Raw genomic sequence first — 17,223 nt, forward strand, 5'->3', positions numbered from 1 at the left:
TATAAAAAATGGTATTTTGAAAAAGACATTTCTTTTACGTGCCGGGTTATTGGTCATGATACTGATGCCCCTTGTATTTCACGCTCAACCGGTCTCTGAAAAAGGCCCCCGGCTTATCCTCTCGGCAGGCATTGCCGGTGCCATAGACAGGGATACGGAAGGGAACCGCCTGCTGGACAGATCATTCCGCTATGCAGAACGAAAGGCGGATGAGGCGTTAAGGCATGCTATAGAGGTCCCCGTTCCTGCCGATCCGGGAGGGGGGTATACCCATGAAAAACACAAGAAGAATTACGCAGACATGTACAACGCCGCCCTGGTTTTTGCGATCACCGGAAAGCCGGCACATGCGGAATTCGTAAAAAAGATGTTGCTGCGGTATGCCGAAGTGTATCCGGGGCTGCCGTTACACCCCGCACGGAAAGAAAACCACCCGGCAGGAAAGCTGTTCTGGCAGGGGCTCAATGAAGCCGTGTGGCTGTTTTATACCATACAGGCCTATGACCTGGTAAAAACGGAGATCGGCCGTAAAGACCGGGAAACGATAGAAAATGAGCTCTTCCGGAAGATGGCACACTTTATCAGTGTGGAATCTTATGAGACCTTCAACAAGATACACAATCACGGCACCTGGGCCGTGGCTGCCGTGGGGATGACCGGCTATGTGCTGGGAGACAGGGATATGACCGAAAGGGCCATTAAAGGAAGCGACAAGGACGGCAAAACAGGCTTCCTGAAGCAGCTGGATGAGCTGTTCTCCCCCGACGGGTATTATTCCGAGGGGCCGTATTACCAGCGTTACGCCATATTGCCGTTTATGGTGTTTGCCGAGGCCATAGAAGAAAATCAGCCCGCCCTGGAGATCTTTGAATACCGGGACAGGCTGTTGCACAAGGCCGTGGTTACCCTGTTGCAGCTCACCAACAGCAACAACGAATTCTATCCTATCAACGATGCCATCAAGGACAAGACCTATTTTAGCGAGGAACTGGTTTTTGCCACCAACATCGCTTATGAAAGATATGAAGACCAGAGCCTGTTGCCTGTAATACGGCAGACCGGCCGGGTGAGCCTTTCCAATGCGGGATATGCCACTGCCCTGGCAGCAGCCGGGAGTAAGGGGACTTCGTACGAAAGGTCTTCCAGGCTTATCAGCGACGGCCCTTCGGGAAAACAGGGAGGCATCGCCCTGTTGCGTATGCCCGATGCTTCGGGAACACTGCTGGATGCCCTGTTCAAGTTTGCTTCCCAGGGTATGGGGCACGGTCATTTCGACCGGCTGGGCCTCCTGCTTTACGACGGCCCGCAGGAAGTCCTCGGCGATTACGGGGCAGCGCGGTTCCTGAATGTAGAGGCCAAGGACGGAGGCAGGTATCTCAAGGAAAACAAGACCTATGCCAAACAAAGCATAGCCCATAATACCCTTATTGCAGACGAAACCTCGCATTACGGGGGAAAGGTGAAGCAGGGTTCCGGAAGTGCGCCGGAACTGCTGTTCTGTGATCTCGGGGAGGATATACATATGGTCTCGGCAAGAGAGGGCCGTGCTTATAAGGATATAGAGCTGAGCCGTACGGTGGCCATGCTGGCCACTCCGGAAGCACCGGAACATCCTTTTGTGATAGATATTTTCCGGGCCCGGTCGGATACCCCGCATCAGTACGATCTCAATTTTCAGTATTCCGGGCAGTTAATGGACACCAGTTTCGAATACACCAGAGACAGTGTCCTTGCCCCTCTCGGTACGGCAAACGGTTACCAGCACCTGTTTAAGACCGCATACGGGAAACCGGGAGCGGGGCGGGCCGTGTTTACCTGGCTCAGGGATAAAAGGTTCTATTCCATAACAACGCTTACCGATAGTAGTACGGAACTGTTCTTTACCCAGGCCGGGGCCGGTGACCCCGACTTTAACCTGAGGCCCGAAAAGGGATACCTGGTACGGCAGCGGGATAAAAGGGACCATGTGTTTGTAAGCATCATAGAACCCCACGGAAATTTTGATCCGCAACTGGAAACCGTTCAGCATCCCGGCTCGGGAGTGGAAATGCTGGAAGTGACATACCGGGACGACAAATACCTGGCTGTTACCTTCAGGTTCCGGAACCAGCAGGCCCATACCCTGGTTATATGCCGGGACAAGGTAACGGGAACCCCGGAACACCGGGTAACCATAGGAAGTAAAACCATACGCTGGAAAGGCGCGTATACCATAACCCAATAAAAAGTAAACTTCATGAAAAATCAGAAGCTCATCAGTGATGTTTTTTTTCAGGCCGACCACAAGGAGTGGGAAAACGTAGATCAGGGCATTTCCCGGCAGTTTGTCGGTTATGACACACAGATCATGATGGTCAAAGTAAGGTTCGAGGCCGGTGCCATCGGGTACGAACATCAGCATTTTCACGCCCAGGCCACTTATGTGGCTTCCGGAAAGTTCCGGGTGACCATCGACGGGGAAGAAAGGGAATTGTCGGAAGGGGACGGTTTTTATATTCCGCCCAATGTCATGCACGGTGCCGTATGCCTGGAGGCGGGAATGCTTATCGATGTGTTCAGCCCCGTACGGGAGGATTTCCTGGATATTAATTTCACAAAAAAATAGGTTTTGAAGATCAGAGGACTGCGATGGTGGATCATTGCCCTTATCGGCCTGGCCACCATTATAAACTATATAGACCGCTCGGCCCTGTCCATTATGTGGCCGGCCATGGGAAAGGAACTGGGAATGGACGATACGGACTATGCCCTGGTGCTCAACCTTTTTATGATCGCCTATGCCGTAGGACAATCGGTATCCGGCAAGATGTTCGACAGGATAGGCACCCGTATGAGTTATGTGATCGTCATTGCGGTGTGGTCGTTGTCTTCCCTGTTCCATTTTGCGGTAAGAGGCATTTATTCCCTCGGGCTGGCAAGGGTACTGCTCGGGGTGTCGGAGGCAGGGAACTGGCCGGGGGCCGTAAAGAGCAATGCGGAGTGGTTTCCGGTGAAGGAAAGGGCTGTAGCCCAGGGTATTTTTAATGCCGGGGCCTCCCTGGGGTCTGTAGTAGCTCCCCCGCTCATAGCCTTTCTTTATGTGGGCTTCGGATGGAAGGTCACCTTTATCCTTATCGGGTTGATGGGGTTGTTATGGATCGTACCCTGGCTGGTTGTCAACAAGAAACTACCGGAAGAACACCCGTGGATTACCGAAGAAGAAAAGAAGCATATCGCCGGGGGAAGGGGCGAAGCCGATGGAGAAAATGCGGCAGCCCGCCCGTTGTCCCTGAAAGAGATCCTTTCCCACAAAGCTTCGTGGAGTGTCGTGGTATCCCGTTTTTTCCTGGAACCCATCTGGTGGCTGTTTGTGGGGTGGATGCCCATTTACCTGCAAAACACCTATGGGTTTGATGTAAAACAGATAGGGCTTTTTGCCTGGGTGCCTTATGTGGGCGCCGCTTTCGGAAGTATAGCCGGAGGGTGGTATGCAGGCCGGCTGATAGGCAGGAAAAAGTCGGTAGACAAGGGAAGAAAGCAAACCATAAACATTGCCGGGGTTATCATGTTCTCCGGCTTGCTGGCCACCATTTTCTTTGCCGATACCCCCGTAAAGTTTGTGGTTATAGTGGCCCTGGTACTGTTCGGGTTCCAGTTCGGGATCAGTAACATACAGACCCTGCCCAGCGACCTGTTCGACGGTAAGTCTGTGGGAAGCCTGGCCGGTTTCGGGGGCATGTCCGGGGTGTTGTCGGTGATCGTCATGAATTTCCTGATCCCGGTCATTACGAAGGAATCCTACATCCCGGCTTTCGTCATTATAGCTGTTTTTGTGCCACTGGGCATTCTGGCGGTACATATTTTTTGCAGGAAGATCAAACCAGTACATCATAAATAATTTATAAGATCAATATGAAACTAAAAGGAAAAATTGCGGTAGTTACCGGAGGAGCAAGAGACATAGGAAGAGCGGTCTCGGTAAAACTGGCCGGTGAAGGGGCCAAAGTAGTAGTTAATTATTTCGAAAGCGAATCGCATGCGGAGGACACGCTCGAGGAGATCCGTAAGGTGGGCGGGGAAGCCATTGCCGTATACGGGGATATGACCAGGCAGGAGGATGTAGACCGAATGGTTGCCCGCAGCCGGGAGGCTTTTGGCGACAGGGTGGATATCCTGGTGAATGTGGCGGGCGGACTCTTTGCACGTAAGAGTATCGAGGAAATGGACGAGGCTTTTTTCGACCTGCTCATGAATGTAAACCTGAAAACCGTTTTCCTGGTCACCAGGGCTTTTAAGCCCCTGATGCAGGAGGGGGCTTCCGTAGTGAACTTTTCTTCACAGGCCGCCAGGGATGGCGGAGGGCCCGGGGCGAGTATATATGCAACTTCCAAGGGAGCTGTAATGACCTATACCCGAGCCCTGGCCAAGGAGTTCGGTCCGCAGGGGATCCGGGTGAATGCCGTATGCCCGGGAATGATCGCTACCAGGTTCCACGACGATTTTACCAAGGATGAGGTAAGGCTCAAGGTAGCAGGCGGCACCCCGATGAGAAGGGAAGGCCGGGCCGAGGAAGTGGCCGACCTGGTCACTTACCTCGCATCGGATGCCTCTTCTTTCCTGACCGGGAACAACATAGATATCAACGGGGGGCTTGCCTTTAGTTAACAGCCCGATGAGCCCGGGAAAAGAGCACAGGATCATTACCTTCGGCGAACTGCTGATAGATCACTTAAAAACCAAAATGATGAGAACGCAAATACCGGTGTGGTACAAAGCGGTTATTCCGGGAGGATATATGGTGCTTACCACCGCATTCTGCCTGGCGTGTTCCGGGAATGCCGAAACGCTCCCCGGAGAAGGAGAGCCGGTAGATGTTGCCGAAACAGCTGATTCGGTACCGTATGCCGATATCGATCTGAGCCATTGGAAAATAACCCTGCCTGCAGACCTGGACCACAATGGGAAACCCGACGAATACCAGCCCGGGGACCTGGTAAATTACGGGTACCGGGATATCGCTGCGCTTAGCCCGTTTATGTATGACGATACCACAGATGTTTCCCTGGTATTCCATACCTATCCGGCAGGGGCCACCACGCCCAACAGCAGCTACCCGAGAACCGAACTCAGGGAACAGATGACGCCGGGGAATAATTACGACAACTGGTCATTGACAGAAGGAGGGACCATGAAAGGAAGGCTTAAGATAGACAGCATTTCCCCGGATACGGTGAACAGCAAATACGACTATCACCGGGTTATCGTGATGCAGATACACGGGGTCATTTCGCAGGAAGACATGGTGACTTATGGCTTTGACAGTAACCATGCACCGCCCCTGCTTAAAATGACGTGGATCGACGGACACCTGTTTGCCTATAAGAAAACCCTGGTGGACGAGTCTGTATCGGGGGTTGATCTCTATGATGACAGTAGCGGTACCTGGACGGATGTAAAACACGATTTCGGAGAAGTAGGACACGATGCTTTTACGGTCGAGATCGAAGCTTCCTACGGAGAACTTTCGGTAACCGTAAACGATGAGACCCATGTTTTTGATGATATAAGCATGGAGAAATGGCCTTTTGAAAACTATTTCAAGGCGGGAAATTACCTGGTGACCACCGATACTACCGGCTTTGCTACGGTAAAATATTACGAGCTGGAAGTGGTGCATCCTTGAGTTATTAGTTGTTAGTTCGTAGTTCAGTTCGTAGTTAATTGCATGAAGTGCCGCCTGTTCCGGGTATGGGGAGGCCGGAGCATGGTGCTCAAGATTGGGAGTTGATGAGTTTTTAACCTAAAATTTTTATATGAAAAGAATAACAGCCTGCCTGGTAGCCTTTATGGCCCTGGCATACAAAACCTCCGGGCAGACTACCGAATATCTCCCGGTAGATTACCCGGAGCATTACGAAGCCCGGATAGATGCGGTATATACCGTGGTAAACGGTTGGGAAGGCCGGATGGATATTTATTATCCTGCCGGGGAAGGGGAAGCCGTTCCCCTGGTGATCAATATTCACGGCGGGGGGTGGAATCACGGGGTGAAGGAATCCCAGCGCGGATACGGATCATTTTTCAAGAATGGCTATGCGGTGGCCAATGTGGAATACCGCCTCGTGGATGTGGCTACCGCCCCCGGCGCCATCGAGGATATCCGGTGTGCCCTGGTATACCTGTACCAACATGCCGTGGAATTGAATATCGATACCGGCCGGGTGGTATTGATGGGCGGATCTGCCGGCGGGCACCTGGCCCTTATGGCAGGATTGCTGGGAGACGACCGCCGGTTTGATGCGAACTGCCCTTATGAGGAGTCGCTGAAAGTCGCTGCCATTATAGACAAGTACGGGGTCACTGACCTCACCCCCCTTTCTGCATGGAAGTCGGCCCGGAACTGGCTTGGGAGTGGGCGGGAGGACGAAGAATTCGTAAAATCTGTTTCCCCCTTGTTTTACGTGGATAAAAACAGCCCTCCCGTGTTTATCGTTCACGGAAATGCCGACCCTATTGTACCCTATGAGCAGTCGGTGGCCCTGCATCAGAAACTGGAAGACCACGGTGTGAAAAACCGTTTTATGACCATAGAAGGCGGGCAACACGGTAAATTTACCCGGGAGGAAAAAAAGCGGGTAAGCCGGGAAATGTGGGATTTCCTGCATGAGGTTATTCCCCGGGAATAGAAAATACAGAGGCTTAAGAAGTTGTAAGATAAAAAGCCCGCAGTAAGTGCTGTAAACTGTACTGCGGGCTTATTTTATCCGTTGGGGAGACCGGTTATTTTAATCCCCGGGATTCCAGTATGGCATCGACTTTCGGGTCGCTGCCGCGGAATGCCTTGTAGGCTTCCTTGTATTCGAGGGTATTTCCTCGGGAGAGTATCATGTCACGGTAACGTTGCCCGTTCCCGCGGGTAAGTCCCCCGTTCTCATCAAACCATTCCCCGGTATCAAGTGCCAGCATTTCGGTCCACAGGTAGGCGTAATACCCGGAGGCATACCCTCCGCCGAAGACGTGGTTAAAGAAAGTGGCCCGGTATCTGGGAGGGACGTTTTTCATCCAGAGTTTATCCGCTTCGAGCGAAGATTGTTCGAAGGCGTTGATGTCCATATTTTCTTCGGCCTTATCCAGGGTGTGGAAATTAAAGTCCAGTTTGGCTGCTGCCAGGACCTCACCGAAAGCAAAACCCTGATTAAAGGTACTCGCCTTTTTGATCTTGTCGATCAGTTCCTGCGGCATGGGTTTACCGGTTTCGTAATGAACGGCGTAATTTTTCAGTACTTCGGGTGCCAGGGCCCAGTGTTCGTTGGCCTGTGAAGGATATTCCACAAAATCCCTCGCTACTGAGGTCCCGGAGATCGAAGCGTATTTCTGGTTTGCAAAAAAACCGTGCAGGGCATGGCCGAATTCGTGAAAGAGTGTCGTCACATCGTCATAAGTGACCAGGGCCGGTTCTCCGGTGGCCGGTTTGGTATAATTACAGACATTGTAGATTACCGGTTTCTGACCGAGCAGCTTCGACTGGTTCCTGAAATTGCTCATCCAGGCCCCGCCACGCTTGCTTTCGCGTGCGAAATAGTCGCCGTAGAAGAGCCCGATCGGTGTCCCGTCTTCTTCCTTCAGTTCGTAGACCAGCACATCTGGATGGTATACGGGAATGTCGTCGCGTTCTTCAAAAGTAATGCCATAAAGCCGGGTAGCGGCAAAAAAGACCCCTTTTTCCAGAACGGTCTTTAATTCGAAATACGGCTTTATCTGGTTTTCGTCGAGGTCATACCTGGCCTTACGTACTTTCTCGGCATAAAAATTCCAGTCCCAGGGCTCCAGGGGAAACGGATTTTCTTCCTTATCGATCATTTTCCGGATTTCCCCGGCTTCCTTCCCGGCGGCAGCTACTGTAGCGGGAATTAATTGCGCAAAGAAGTCCTCTACCGTTTCCGGGGTCTTTACCATGGTGTCCTGCAGGTTCCATGCGGCATAATTGGGGAAGCCGAGCAGTTTTGCCTTTTCGATGCGCAGTTTTACGATTTCCTGTATAATGGTCACCGTGGAAAACGTTCCTCCGTCGGTCCTTTTCCAGCTGCGGTTAAACAACTCTTCCCTGACTGCCCGGTCGGTAAGACTTTGCGTCAGCGATTGTTGAGTGGTATTGAACAACGGGATTCTCCATATTTCCTTTTCTTCTGCTTTCAGGGCATTGATCTCCCCGGGCGAGAGTCCGTCCAGCTGGTGTGCATCCGTAACCACCAGTGCCGAGGCATTATTGGCCTCCAGCAATACCTGTCCGAACCTGTTCTCGAGCGAAGCCAGGCGGGAGTTGATCTTCCTGAGCCTGGACTTATCGGCGTCAGACAGCCTGGCGCCGGCCTTTACGAATTTCTGGTACCGCACTTCCAGGAGTTTCAGGTCTTCCGCATCCAGGCCCAGGCTTTCCCTTTGGTCGTACAGTGTTTGTATGCGTTCGAAGAGTTTTTCGTTAAGGGTGATATTGTCCCTGTGTTCGGCAAAACGGGCCGACATTTCGGCGTCCAGTTCTTTGAGTACATCATTGGTATATGCACTGGTCAGGGCATTGAATACATTGCTGACCCTGCTGACGGGTTCATGTGCTTTTTCCATGGCCACCAGGGTATTTTCGAAAGTAGGAGCGTCCGGGTTGTCGGCAATGGCCTGTATGGCCTCTGTTTCGGCCTGCAGGACATATTCCAGTGCCGGTTTGAAATCTTCATTCCTGATCTTCGAAAAGTCGGGAGTACCGTAGGGTAGGTTACTCTCCTGTAATAACGGGTTGTCTTTCATCACTGTTACGGTATGTTTTTGAGCATTGTTTTCCTTGTTCTTCTCTTTGCATCCGGACAGCGAAAGTACTAAAACAGCCGATAATAGTGTTAGGTGTTTTCCTCTCATCGTATAAATTCGTTAAGTGAATTCAAATTTAGGAAAGTTTTGGTTAGTTGAGGCGTTCCGGGTTTTGAGGATGGTAGATCTGAAAGGAATTTTATAAAACAAAAAAAGCCACCCGGTAACCCGGATGGCTTGACAATAATATGACAAGGACAATTTAAATCGCTGTTACATTTACTGCATTAAGACCTTTCCGGCCCTGTTCAACATCGTAAGTAACTTCATCGTTCTCACGAATGTTATTTGTCAATCCTGATGTATGTACAAATACATCTTCTCCGCCGTCGGCAGGTGTAATGAAACCATATCCTTTGGCGTCATTAAAAAATTTTACTGTTCCTTTATTCATTTTGATAAAAAATTATTGACAAAGGTAATGTAATTATTTGGGTTTCAGTTTTTTTATCGGATTTATTTTTAGTAGCCTCAGTGTATCTCCGGGTTTGGTTAACAGGTTAATAGGTTAATGAGTTATTAAGTTATTCAGGTGACACTCATTAACCTAATAACTTAATATCTTGATAACCAGTAACAAAACAACCAGTGATCCTGGAATTACCCCCATATCCCCAGGTTGCCGAACGGTCCTTTCCCGGGATCTTTTTTTATTTTGATTAAATAGCCGTTTTCTCTTTTGTTCTGTATAATTTTGCCTTTTGATCAGGAAATCATTTATGAAACGCTATAACAAGAAAAACGAACGGATCAGTACCATATCCACTTTTTTGCTGATCCCGTTATCGGGGCTGGTTACCGATATTTATTTACCGTCATTTCCGGAAATGCAGCAGGCACTGGGGGTAGAGGCAGGGGCCATACAGCTTACCCTGACCTATTTCCTGGTGAGCTATGGTTTTGCCCTGCTCTTTGCGGGGAGTGTCGTAGATAGTTTCGGACGGTATAACCTGACTTTGGGAGCACTGGTGATATTTGCCCTGAGTAATTTTGCCATTGTGTGGTTTCCCGATATATACCTGTTGTATGCCATGCGGATCATACAGGGGATAGCTACGGCACTTATAGTAGTGAGCAAGCGCTCTTTCCTGGTAGACATATACAGCGGGGACAAGCTGAAGCATTATACCTCCTGGCTAACGGTAATATGGTCTATGGCCCCGATATCGGCGCCCTTTATAGGGGGATACCTCCAGAAACTGTTCGGATGGGATGCCAATTTCTACCTGCTGGGGATTTATGCACTGGTCATGCTGGTCATGGAAGCGGCCTTTTCCGGGGAGGCCCTGAAAAATTTTAAGGCATTTAACAAAAACACTATTGCAGAAGCTTACAGGAATGTACTTCGCGCTCCTGATTTCAGCATAGGCCTGGTGGTCCTGGGACTGGCATACGGCATGGCCATGGTATTTGCCATGTCTACCCCCTTTATCGTGGAGCACCATTTTCACCTGTCGCCCGTGGTTACCGGTTATTGCGCCCTTTTTTCTGGGCTGGGGCTCATGTTCGGGGGGCTTATCGGAAGGGCGCTGAGCCACTGGCCGTTTGTCGGAAAGCTGTTCGGGGGAGGTACGGCCATACTGGTGCTGGGAATACTGATGTACAGCTTCGGGCAGTATTATTCCACCGTATATACCCTGATGCTGTTTGTACTGTTACTGCACACTTCCTCCGGGTTTATTTACACGGTATATTTTACCTATTGCATTACGAGATTTCCCCAATATGCCGGGGTAGCCAACGGACTTACCAGCGGGGCGAGCTACCTGGTGACCTCGGTGGTCAGTTTCGCCATAATAAGCACCATACATATAGAGACCCAGTCATTGCTGGCGCTGAGTTATATTATTCTGGGAATAACCATGCTGCTGGTGATCAATTACCTGCGGGTTGTGGCCGGAAAGAAATTGTTGTGGCGGTAAGGCTGTGATATTTTACTGCCGGGTTTCCTCATGAATAATAAACCCGGTAGTTTATGTCGTGAGTGTTCTTGTTTTCAATATCTTTGCCCTTTCCGATTTTCAGATAGATATGTTCAGGCACAGGGGAAGGAAAAGAGCTTTCGCACACAACCGGCGGCTGGCTTCCATATTGAGTTTTGTAGCCGGAGTGGTCAATATAGCCGGAATACTGTCATTGGGGACATTAACGACCAATGTAACCGGTCATTTTGCCTACTTTTCCCGGGCCTTTGTAGATCGTGATCACCATTGGGCACTGCTGCATCTGCTTTTTATTTTCTTTTTTCTTCTGGGTGCCTTTGTATCGGGATGGCTCAGTGAAATGCTCGGGCGTACCCGGGAAAAACTCTCGTACCTGGTGCCGATTTTCATAGAATTTGTCATATTGCTTGCGATTGCTGTGACCGGTACCGGGGATGATGTATCTTACCTGCAGGGTGTTATGGCGTGTTCCCTGCTTTTTGCGATGGGGTTACAGAACGCCCTGGTGACCAAAATATCACAATCTGTAGTACGTACAACACATCTGACGGGACTGTTTACCGATCTGGGAATCGAATTATCGCAGCTGTTCTTTTACCGGAGAAGCCAGCATTCCCAGTGGCTCAGGCGGGGAATATACCTGAAACTGACTATTATAGCCTGTTTTTTTATAGGAGGTATCATAGGAGGCATAGGATATAATTACCTTCATTTAAAAGTGCTTTTGCTGGCTTGTGCCGGACTGATCACTGCTATTTTTTACGATGCCATGTTGTTACGGTTTTATCTTATAAGGAGAAAAATTATTTCTAATTAGTACGGCAGGAAAACCTTTCAGGTGCGAACCACTATCTTAAATGTTCCCGTATTTCCTTCAGTTCCTCCTTTATTTCCCGTGCCCAGTGTTCCAGGGGGGTGTCGGGGGCAGGCTCCAGGCTTCCCGATATTTTACTGACTACCCGCCATATCTCGCGGATGTCTTCTGCCCGGGTTTCGATAGGCGGGTAGTCGGGGTTTACGGAAATCAGTTGTATACGGTGCTGTTGGCGGACGATCTTTTTTACCACCAATGTATCCTGAAGTACAACAACGTAAACCTGTCCGGGGCGTATGTCTGAGAGTTTCTCTTCTGCCCGGGCAATGACCCATTCCCCCGGATGCAATACGGGATACATGCTGTTGCCTTCGACCTGGAACCCGCGGTATGTGGCATTCCGGTATTCCGGCAGGGGGAGGTCAAAGGCCGGAAGGGTCTCATACCATTCGGGGTCCTGCAGATTATGGGCATAACCGGCAGAGGCTTTTGCGTTTACCAGGGCTATATTCTCATTTTCCGAAGAGTTGAGCGTGACTACTTTCGGCATGACCTGCACTTCTCCCGCCTGCAGGTATTTTTCTTCGCTCTTCCCGAAAAGCCACAGCGGATTGATGTGGTAATGTTCGAACAGTACGGCTACGACTTCTCCGGATATCCTGGACTTTCCCCGCTCGATATCCGCCGTAGAGTTACTGATCCCCAGCTGCCCGGCAAAAGCCTGCTGGGTGAGGCCCAGCTCCCGGCGGAGGAGTTTAAAGCGTTTTGCCGCTATGTTTAAGTGTTTGCCCATAAAGCAAATATAAATTTAAATATGGAATTTTTCCATAAAAAAACAGGACTATTTCCTTTTTATTGGAAAAATTCCATATTTTTGGAAAAAATCCCGGAAAGTGAACCGTACTATTTTACACCTGGACCTGGATACCTTTTTTGTATCGGTAGAGCGATTGCTGGACAGCAGGCTGCAGGGCCGGCCTATACTGGTAGGGGGGCTCAGTGACCGCGGGGTGGTCGCTGCGTGCAGCTATGAGGCGCGTACCTGTGGTGTGCACAGCGGCATGCCCATGAAAATGGCCCGGGAACTGTGTAAAGAAGCTATCGTTATTAAGGGCGATGCTTCTGTTTATACCCGGTATTCCGAAACAGTGACCCGTATCATCAGGGAAAACGTACCGCTCTTCGAAAAGGCGAGCATAGATGAGTTTTACGCCGACCTTTCGGGGATGGACCGTTTTTTCGGCACGTATCGCTATGCCTCCGAACTCCGCCGGAGGATCATCCGGGAAACGGGGCTGCCCATATCTTTCGGGCTTTCCGTGAACAAGGTGGTTTCCAAGGTGGCTACCAATGAAGCCAAACCCAATAACCAGAGACTGATAGATCCCGGAAGGGAGAAAACCTTCCTGGCCCCCTTGTCTGTACGGAAACTTCCCATGATAGGAGACAGTACCTACCTTACCCTGAGAAACCTGGGGATCAGGCGGATGAGTAACCTGCAGGAAATGCCCGGGGAAGTACTGTACCGCGTACTGGGGCGAAACGGGCTCACCATCCGCGATCGTGCCAATGGTATAGACATGACCCCGGTAATTCCCTTTTCGGAGCGCAAATCCATTTCTACCGAGCGCACCTTCGACCGCGATACCATAGATGTACAAAGACTTCGTACGATACTGGCAGCCATGACGGAAAACCTTGCGTTTCAACTGCGCCGGGGCGGGAAACTCACGGCCTGTGTGAGCGTGACGATCCGCTATTCCGATTTTCAGACGTACTCGAAACAGCTGAAAATACCTTATACCAGTGCCGATCATGTGCTTATTCCCAGGGTGACAGACCTGTTTTACCGGCTGTACGACCGCAGAATGCTGATACGGCTTATAGGGGTAAAGTTCAGCCACCTGGTACACGGGAATTACCAGATCGATCTTTTTGAAGATACCGAAGAAACCATCCGTCTCTATGAGGCAATGGACAAGATCCGCCTGCGGTATGGCGACCGCAGTGTTACCCGGGCTTCGGCCCTGGGCGTGAAGACCATAGGGAGAATGACCAATCCCTTTAACGGACAACCACCGATCATTTTAGCGCATAGAAAACAATAATGTACCTGAATTGTCACACCTATTACAGCCTGCGTTTCGGAACCTTTTCCGAGACAGAACTCCTGGATCTCGCCAGGGAAAACCATGTGGCCCGGCTGGCACTTACCGATATTAACAATACCTCGGCCTGCCTCAATTTTATCCGTAAGGCGGAAGAAGCGGGCATAGCCCCCATAGTGGGAGTAGACTTCCGCAAGGGAACCGTGCAGCAGTTTGTGGCCCTGGCCAGGAACAATACGGGGTATACCGCCATAAACACACTGTTGTCGGAGTACCTGCACCATAACAGAGACATCCCCCCTCGGGCCCCGGAACTCCCGGAGACCTATGTGATCTATCCGCTGGAAAAAGCGGTACGGCACGGGTTTACCTCCCTGAAGGAAAACGAATATGTAGGGGTGTCTGTCCATGACCTTCGCAGGCTCCCCTTTACCGTATTCGGGGAAATGCAGGACAAGCTGGTGGTATTGCAGCCGGTCACTTTCCGGAACAAAAGGGATTACAATGCACACCGGCTGCTGCGGGCCATAGATCATAATACCGTGTTGAGCAAGCTTCCACCCGGGGAAACAGCCCCGGAAGACGAAAAGATGTATCCTTCGGAAAACCTGTACAGGGCCTTCGGGCAATATCCCCGTATCCTGGAAAATACGGTCCGGTTGATGGAAGCATGCCGGGTCTCTTTTGATTTTTCGGAGGGAAAACCGGGCAATAACCAGCAAACCTATACCGGGAGCAGGGAAGAAGACGAAGAACTCCTGGCCGGGCTCTGTGTAAAAGGGATTGCCTATCGCTACCCGGAACAGCAGCACATGGCGATGGAGCGGTTGCAGAAGGAACTGGACCTGATCAGAAAGAAGGATTTTGTTTCCTATTTCCTGATCAATTACGATATCGTGGAATACGCCAGGCAGCAGGGATATTTTCACGTAGGGCGGGGGAGCGGTGCCAACAGCATTGTGGCCTACCTGCTGGGGATTACCGATGTAGACCCCCTGGAACTGGACCTGTATTTTGAACGTTTTATCAACCTGTTCCGCAGCAGCCCCCCGGATTTTGATATCGATTTTTCCTGGCGTAACCGGGACGATGTGACCCGTTATATTTTTGAAAGATTCCCTCATGTGGCACTCATGGGGGCTTATGTAACCTTTAATTATAAAGGAACGGTACGTGAGCTGGGAAAGGTATTCGGGCTGCCCAAGGGGGATATCGACCGTTTGAGCGAAGGGGATCTTCAGCCGTATGAGCTCGATGAACCTTCCCGCCTGGTGCTGAAATACGGGAAACTCATCGAAGGAATGCCCAGTCATCTCAGCGTACATTCGAGCGGGATCATTATCAGTGAATACCCGCTGAACACTTTTTCAGCTACCTTTTTGCCCCCTAAAAACTATCCTACGGTGCAGTTTGACATGCATATCGCAGAAGATGTGGGGCTGTACAAATTTGATATCCTGGGGCAGCGGGGGCTGGGAAAAATACGGGAAACCATAGAGATCATCCGGTATAACCGCCCCGGGGAACCGGTACCGGACATACACGATATCCATCGTTTTAAAAATGATCTTAAAATAAAGGCCATGCTTGAAAGTGCACAGTGTATGGGGTGTTTTTATGTAGAATCCCCGGCCATGAGAATGCTACTCAAAAAGTTGAAGGTGGCCCATTATATCGGGCTGGTAGCCGCCAGTTCCATTATACGCCCGGGAGTGGCCAAAAGCGGGATGATGCGGGAATACATCCTTCGGCACCAGGACCCGGAACGGGTAAAACAGGCACACCCGGTACTGCTGGAGATCATGCCTGAAACCTACGGAGTTATGGTATACCAGGAAGATGTGATCAAGGTCGCCCACCATTTTGCGGGACTGACGCTGGCCGAAGCGGATGTTTTGCGGCGGGGAATGAGCGGGAAATTCCGTTCGAGGGACGAGTTTAAGGAAGTGGAGGACAGGTTTGTTGCCAACTGCCGGGACAGGGGGTACGACGATAAGGTCATATTTGAGGTGTGGAAACAGATCGAGAGTTTTGCCGGGTATGCCTTTGCTAAAGGGCATTCTGCTTCCTATGCCGTAGAAAGTTACCAGAGCCTGTTCCTGAGAGCATACTATCCCCTGGAATTTATGGTGGCCGTACTCAATAACGGCGGCGGATTTTACCGCCTGGAGACCTATATTCACGAGGCGGAGATGCTGGGTGCGCAAATTCATATTCCCTGTATAAACCGGAGCCGTATGGAAAGCAGGATCTGCGGGAAAGATATCTATCTCGGGTTCGGATACCTCAAAGACCTGGAAGACAAGATATGCCGGAGGCTTCTGGAAGAGCGTGACCGGAACGGGGAATTTGCTTCACTTGCCGATTTTATGGAACGGGTGATTATAAGTATGGAACAATTGAGTATTCTTATACGCATAGGAGCTTTCCGGTTTACGGGCACCGATAAATACGAGTTATTGTGGCAGGCCCACCTCGGGAGAGGGGTGGTGCCCGGAGAGGAAGACCAGTGCCGCATGTTTGCCTCCCGGCAGAAAGACTTTGTCATTCCGGCATTGCAAACCACCAGGCTGGAAGCGGCATTTGAGCAGATAGAACTCCTGGGATTTCCGCTGTGCAGCCCTTTTGAATTACTGAAGGAACCCCCGAAGAGCCATAAAGGCGCCCAGGACCTTGAATACAGCGAAGGGAAGTATATCGATATCTACGGTTATCTCGTAGCCGTAAAGAAAACCCGGACCCGTAAAGGGGAGGAAATGTTTTTCGGTACGTTTACCGACCAATGCGGGGAAGTATTTGATATCGTGGTGTTTCCACCCGTAGCTCGAAAGAACAGGTTTAAGGGAAAGGGCGTCTACAGAATGTACGGCAAGGTGGTCAACGAATTCGGGTTCTACAGCATTGAGATCGTAAAGATGCAGCGGGAAGCATATGTGACAGACCCGAGGTTTGTGGAATAGGTAGGGAAAACAGGTCGCTTTCACTTTTTTAAAACCCGCTCCTTCAGATAAGGATAGGTGTGATCGGCATAGAGCCCGGACAGGGCTTCTTCCGGGCAGGTGCAGGTTATTTCCTTTCTCGTATCCCAGAGTTTGACGAAGATCTGTGTTATGATCTTGTCTGTAATTTCCCTGTCTTTGACCATTGATAATACCGCAGTATATAATTTTGGATAGTATTTTTTGCAGATAAGCTCATAAGCATCGACATCGTCATTCTTTAATGCAGATAATAATTCGCTACCGGTTTCTCGATTTTTCATATCCTTTTGGTTTGCTGTTCAGAATTATCCGGAGAGGGTACCTTTGATATCGATATCGTGCAAATACTTCCCCCTCCTGTATGTATAGGATATGAAAACCGGTTTTTTTCCAGGATTTACCCCTGAAAGTTATTAAGTGAAATTCAGGTTAAATTATATATTTTATTTTAATCATCTCATTATCATTTTATTGTGTGTCGTTTGTATTGTTGATAACTTTTTTCGTGAAGATATAGGAACGGTTGAACAGCATTC

General features: G+C 50.1%; 14 protein-coding genes. 10 read left to right on the forward strand and 4 right to left on the reverse strand.

Translation table 11 applies throughout. From position 1 onward, the window contains the following. Window positions 1–16 precede the first annotated feature (16 nt). The 6 genes from DN748_RS11960 (at window position 17) to DN748_RS11985 (ending at window position 6,665) form a co-directional block, all read left to right on the forward strand. Window positions 17–2,224 carry a heparinase II/III domain-containing protein gene (locus DN748_RS11960; protein ID WP_161554552.1) on the forward strand — a complete coding sequence of 736 codons (2,208 nt, stop codon included), beginning with the start codon at window positions 17–19 and terminating at the stop codon, window positions 2,222–2,224. A 12-nt stretch (window positions 2,225–2,236) separates the two neighbouring features. Further along, window positions 2,237–2,605 carry a cupin domain-containing protein gene (locus DN748_RS11965; RefSeq protein WP_112372065.1) on the forward strand — a complete coding sequence of 123 codons (369 nt, stop codon included), beginning with the start codon at window positions 2,237–2,239 and terminating at the stop codon, window positions 2,603–2,605. 3 nt (window positions 2,606–2,608) lie between these two features. Beyond that, complete coding sequence (locus DN748_RS11970; protein ID WP_112372066.1) at window positions 2,609–3,877, forward strand: MFS transporter; 1,269 nt, start codon at window positions 2,609–2,611, stop codon at window positions 3,875–3,877. A 14-nt stretch (window positions 3,878–3,891) separates the two neighbouring features. Next, window positions 3,892–4,644: an SDR family NAD(P)-dependent oxidoreductase gene (locus DN748_RS11975; RefSeq protein WP_112372067.1), complete on the forward strand. Its 753-nt coding sequence runs from the start codon at window positions 3,892–3,894 to the stop codon at window positions 4,642–4,644. Next, the gene (locus DN748_RS11980) at window positions 4,631–5,662 is read left to right on the forward strand and encodes a polysaccharide lyase family 7 protein (protein WP_236636848.1); all 1,032 of its coding nucleotides are present in this window, start codon (window positions 4,631–4,633) and stop codon (window positions 5,660–5,662) included. The genes DN748_RS11975 and DN748_RS11980 overlap by 14 nt, the downstream gene beginning before the upstream one ends. Before the next feature lie 130 nt (window positions 5,663–5,792). Further along, on the forward strand, window positions 5,793–6,665 hold the full coding sequence (locus tag DN748_RS11985; RefSeq protein WP_112372068.1) for an alpha/beta hydrolase: 873 nt from the start codon (window positions 5,793–5,795) through the stop codon (window positions 6,663–6,665). A gap of 94 nt (window positions 6,666–6,759) precedes the next feature. On the opposite strand, the gene DN748_RS11990 is transcribed toward DN748_RS11985, so the two are convergent. Further along, a complete protein-coding gene (locus DN748_RS11990; protein WP_112372069.1) occupies window positions 6,760–8,889 on the reverse strand; it encodes a M3 family metallopeptidase in 2,130 nt (709 codons plus the stop codon). 154 nt (window positions 8,890–9,043) lie between these two features. Further along, window positions 9,044–9,235, reverse strand: a complete 192-nt coding sequence (locus DN748_RS11995) for a cold-shock protein (RefSeq protein ID WP_112372070.1) — start codon at window positions 9,233–9,235, stop codon at window positions 9,044–9,046. Window positions 9,236–9,560: 325 nt separating this feature from the next. Between DN748_RS11995 and DN748_RS12000 the strand changes: the two genes are divergently transcribed. Together DN748_RS12000 and DN748_RS12005 are read left to right on the forward strand one after the other, a co-directional pair. Continuing rightward, window positions 9,561–10,763, forward strand: coding sequence for an MFS transporter (locus tag DN748_RS12000; RefSeq protein ID WP_112372071.1), 1,203 nt, complete (start codon window positions 9,561–9,563; stop codon window positions 10,761–10,763). A gap of 58 nt (window positions 10,764–10,821) precedes the next feature. Further along, on the forward strand, window positions 10,822–11,601 hold the full coding sequence (locus DN748_RS12005) for a YoaK family protein (protein WP_317047425.1): 780 nt from the start codon (window positions 10,822–10,824) through the stop codon (window positions 11,599–11,601). 31 nt (window positions 11,602–11,632) lie between these two features. Here DN748_RS12005 and DN748_RS12010 read toward each other — a convergent pair whose 3' ends face one another. Then, window positions 11,633–12,391, reverse strand: coding sequence for an XRE family transcriptional regulator (locus tag DN748_RS12010; protein WP_112372072.1), 759 nt, complete (start codon window positions 12,389–12,391; stop codon window positions 11,633–11,635). A 100-nt stretch (window positions 12,392–12,491) separates the two neighbouring features. Between DN748_RS12010 and DN748_RS12015 the strand changes: the two genes are divergently transcribed. Together DN748_RS12015 and DN748_RS12020 are read left to right on the forward strand one after the other, a co-directional pair. Continuing rightward, window positions 12,492–13,706: a DNA polymerase Y family protein gene (locus tag DN748_RS12015; protein WP_112372073.1), complete on the forward strand. Its 1,215-nt coding sequence runs from the start codon at window positions 12,492–12,494 to the stop codon at window positions 13,704–13,706. After that, window positions 13,706–16,666: a DNA polymerase III subunit alpha gene (locus DN748_RS12020; RefSeq protein WP_112372074.1), complete on the forward strand. Its 2,961-nt coding sequence runs from the start codon at window positions 13,706–13,708 to the stop codon at window positions 16,664–16,666. Before DN748_RS12015 ends, DN748_RS12020 begins: the two co-directional genes overlap by 1 nt. 20 nt (window positions 16,667–16,686) lie before the next feature. On the opposite strand, the gene DN748_RS19000 is transcribed toward DN748_RS12020, so the two are convergent. Next, complete coding sequence (locus DN748_RS19000) at window positions 16,687–16,968, reverse strand: RNA polymerase sigma factor (protein ID WP_146746606.1); 282 nt, start codon at window positions 16,966–16,968, stop codon at window positions 16,687–16,689. Between the last annotated feature and the right edge of the window lie 255 nt (window positions 16,969–17,223).

It is taken from the genome of Sinomicrobium soli (assembly GCF_003285545.1).
Lineage (GTDB): Bacteria > Bacteroidota > Bacteroidia > Flavobacteriales > Flavobacteriaceae > Sinomicrobium.

What these genes read in the sequence shown, in the direction of transcription:
- DN748_RS11965 (WP_112372065.1), top strand. Translation starts at nt 2,237, where the DNA reads ATGAAAAATCAGAAGCTCATCAGTGATGTTTTTTTTCAGGCCGACCAC.
- DN748_RS11975 (WP_112372067.1), top strand. Translation starts at nt 3,892, where the DNA reads ATGAAACTAAAAGGAAAAATTGCGGTAGTTACCGGAGGAGCAAGAGAC.
- DN748_RS11985 (WP_112372068.1), top strand. Translation starts at nt 5,793, where the DNA reads ATGAAAAGAATAACAGCCTGCCTGGTAGCCTTTATGGCCCTGGCATAC.
- DN748_RS11990 (WP_112372069.1), bottom strand. Translation starts at nt 8,889, where the DNA reads ATGAGAGGAAAACACCTAACACTATTATCGGCTGTTTTAGTACTTTCG.
- DN748_RS11995 (WP_112372070.1), bottom strand. Translation starts at nt 9,235, where the DNA reads ATGAATAAAGGAACAGTAAAATTTTTTAATGACGCCAAAGGATATGGT.
- DN748_RS12000 (WP_112372071.1), top strand. Translation starts at nt 9,561, where the DNA reads ATGAAACGCTATAACAAGAAAAACGAACGGATCAGTACCATATCCACT.
- DN748_RS12010 (WP_112372072.1), bottom strand. Translation starts at nt 12,391, where the DNA reads ATGGGCAAACACTTAAACATAGCGGCAAAACGCTTTAAACTCCTCCGC.
- DN748_RS12020 (WP_112372074.1), top strand. Translation starts at nt 13,706, where the DNA reads ATGTACCTGAATTGTCACACCTATTACAGCCTGCGTTTCGGAACCTTT.
- DN748_RS19000 (WP_146746606.1), bottom strand. Translation starts at nt 16,968, where the DNA reads ATGAAAAATCGAGAAACCGGTAGCGAATTATTATCTGCATTAAAGAAT.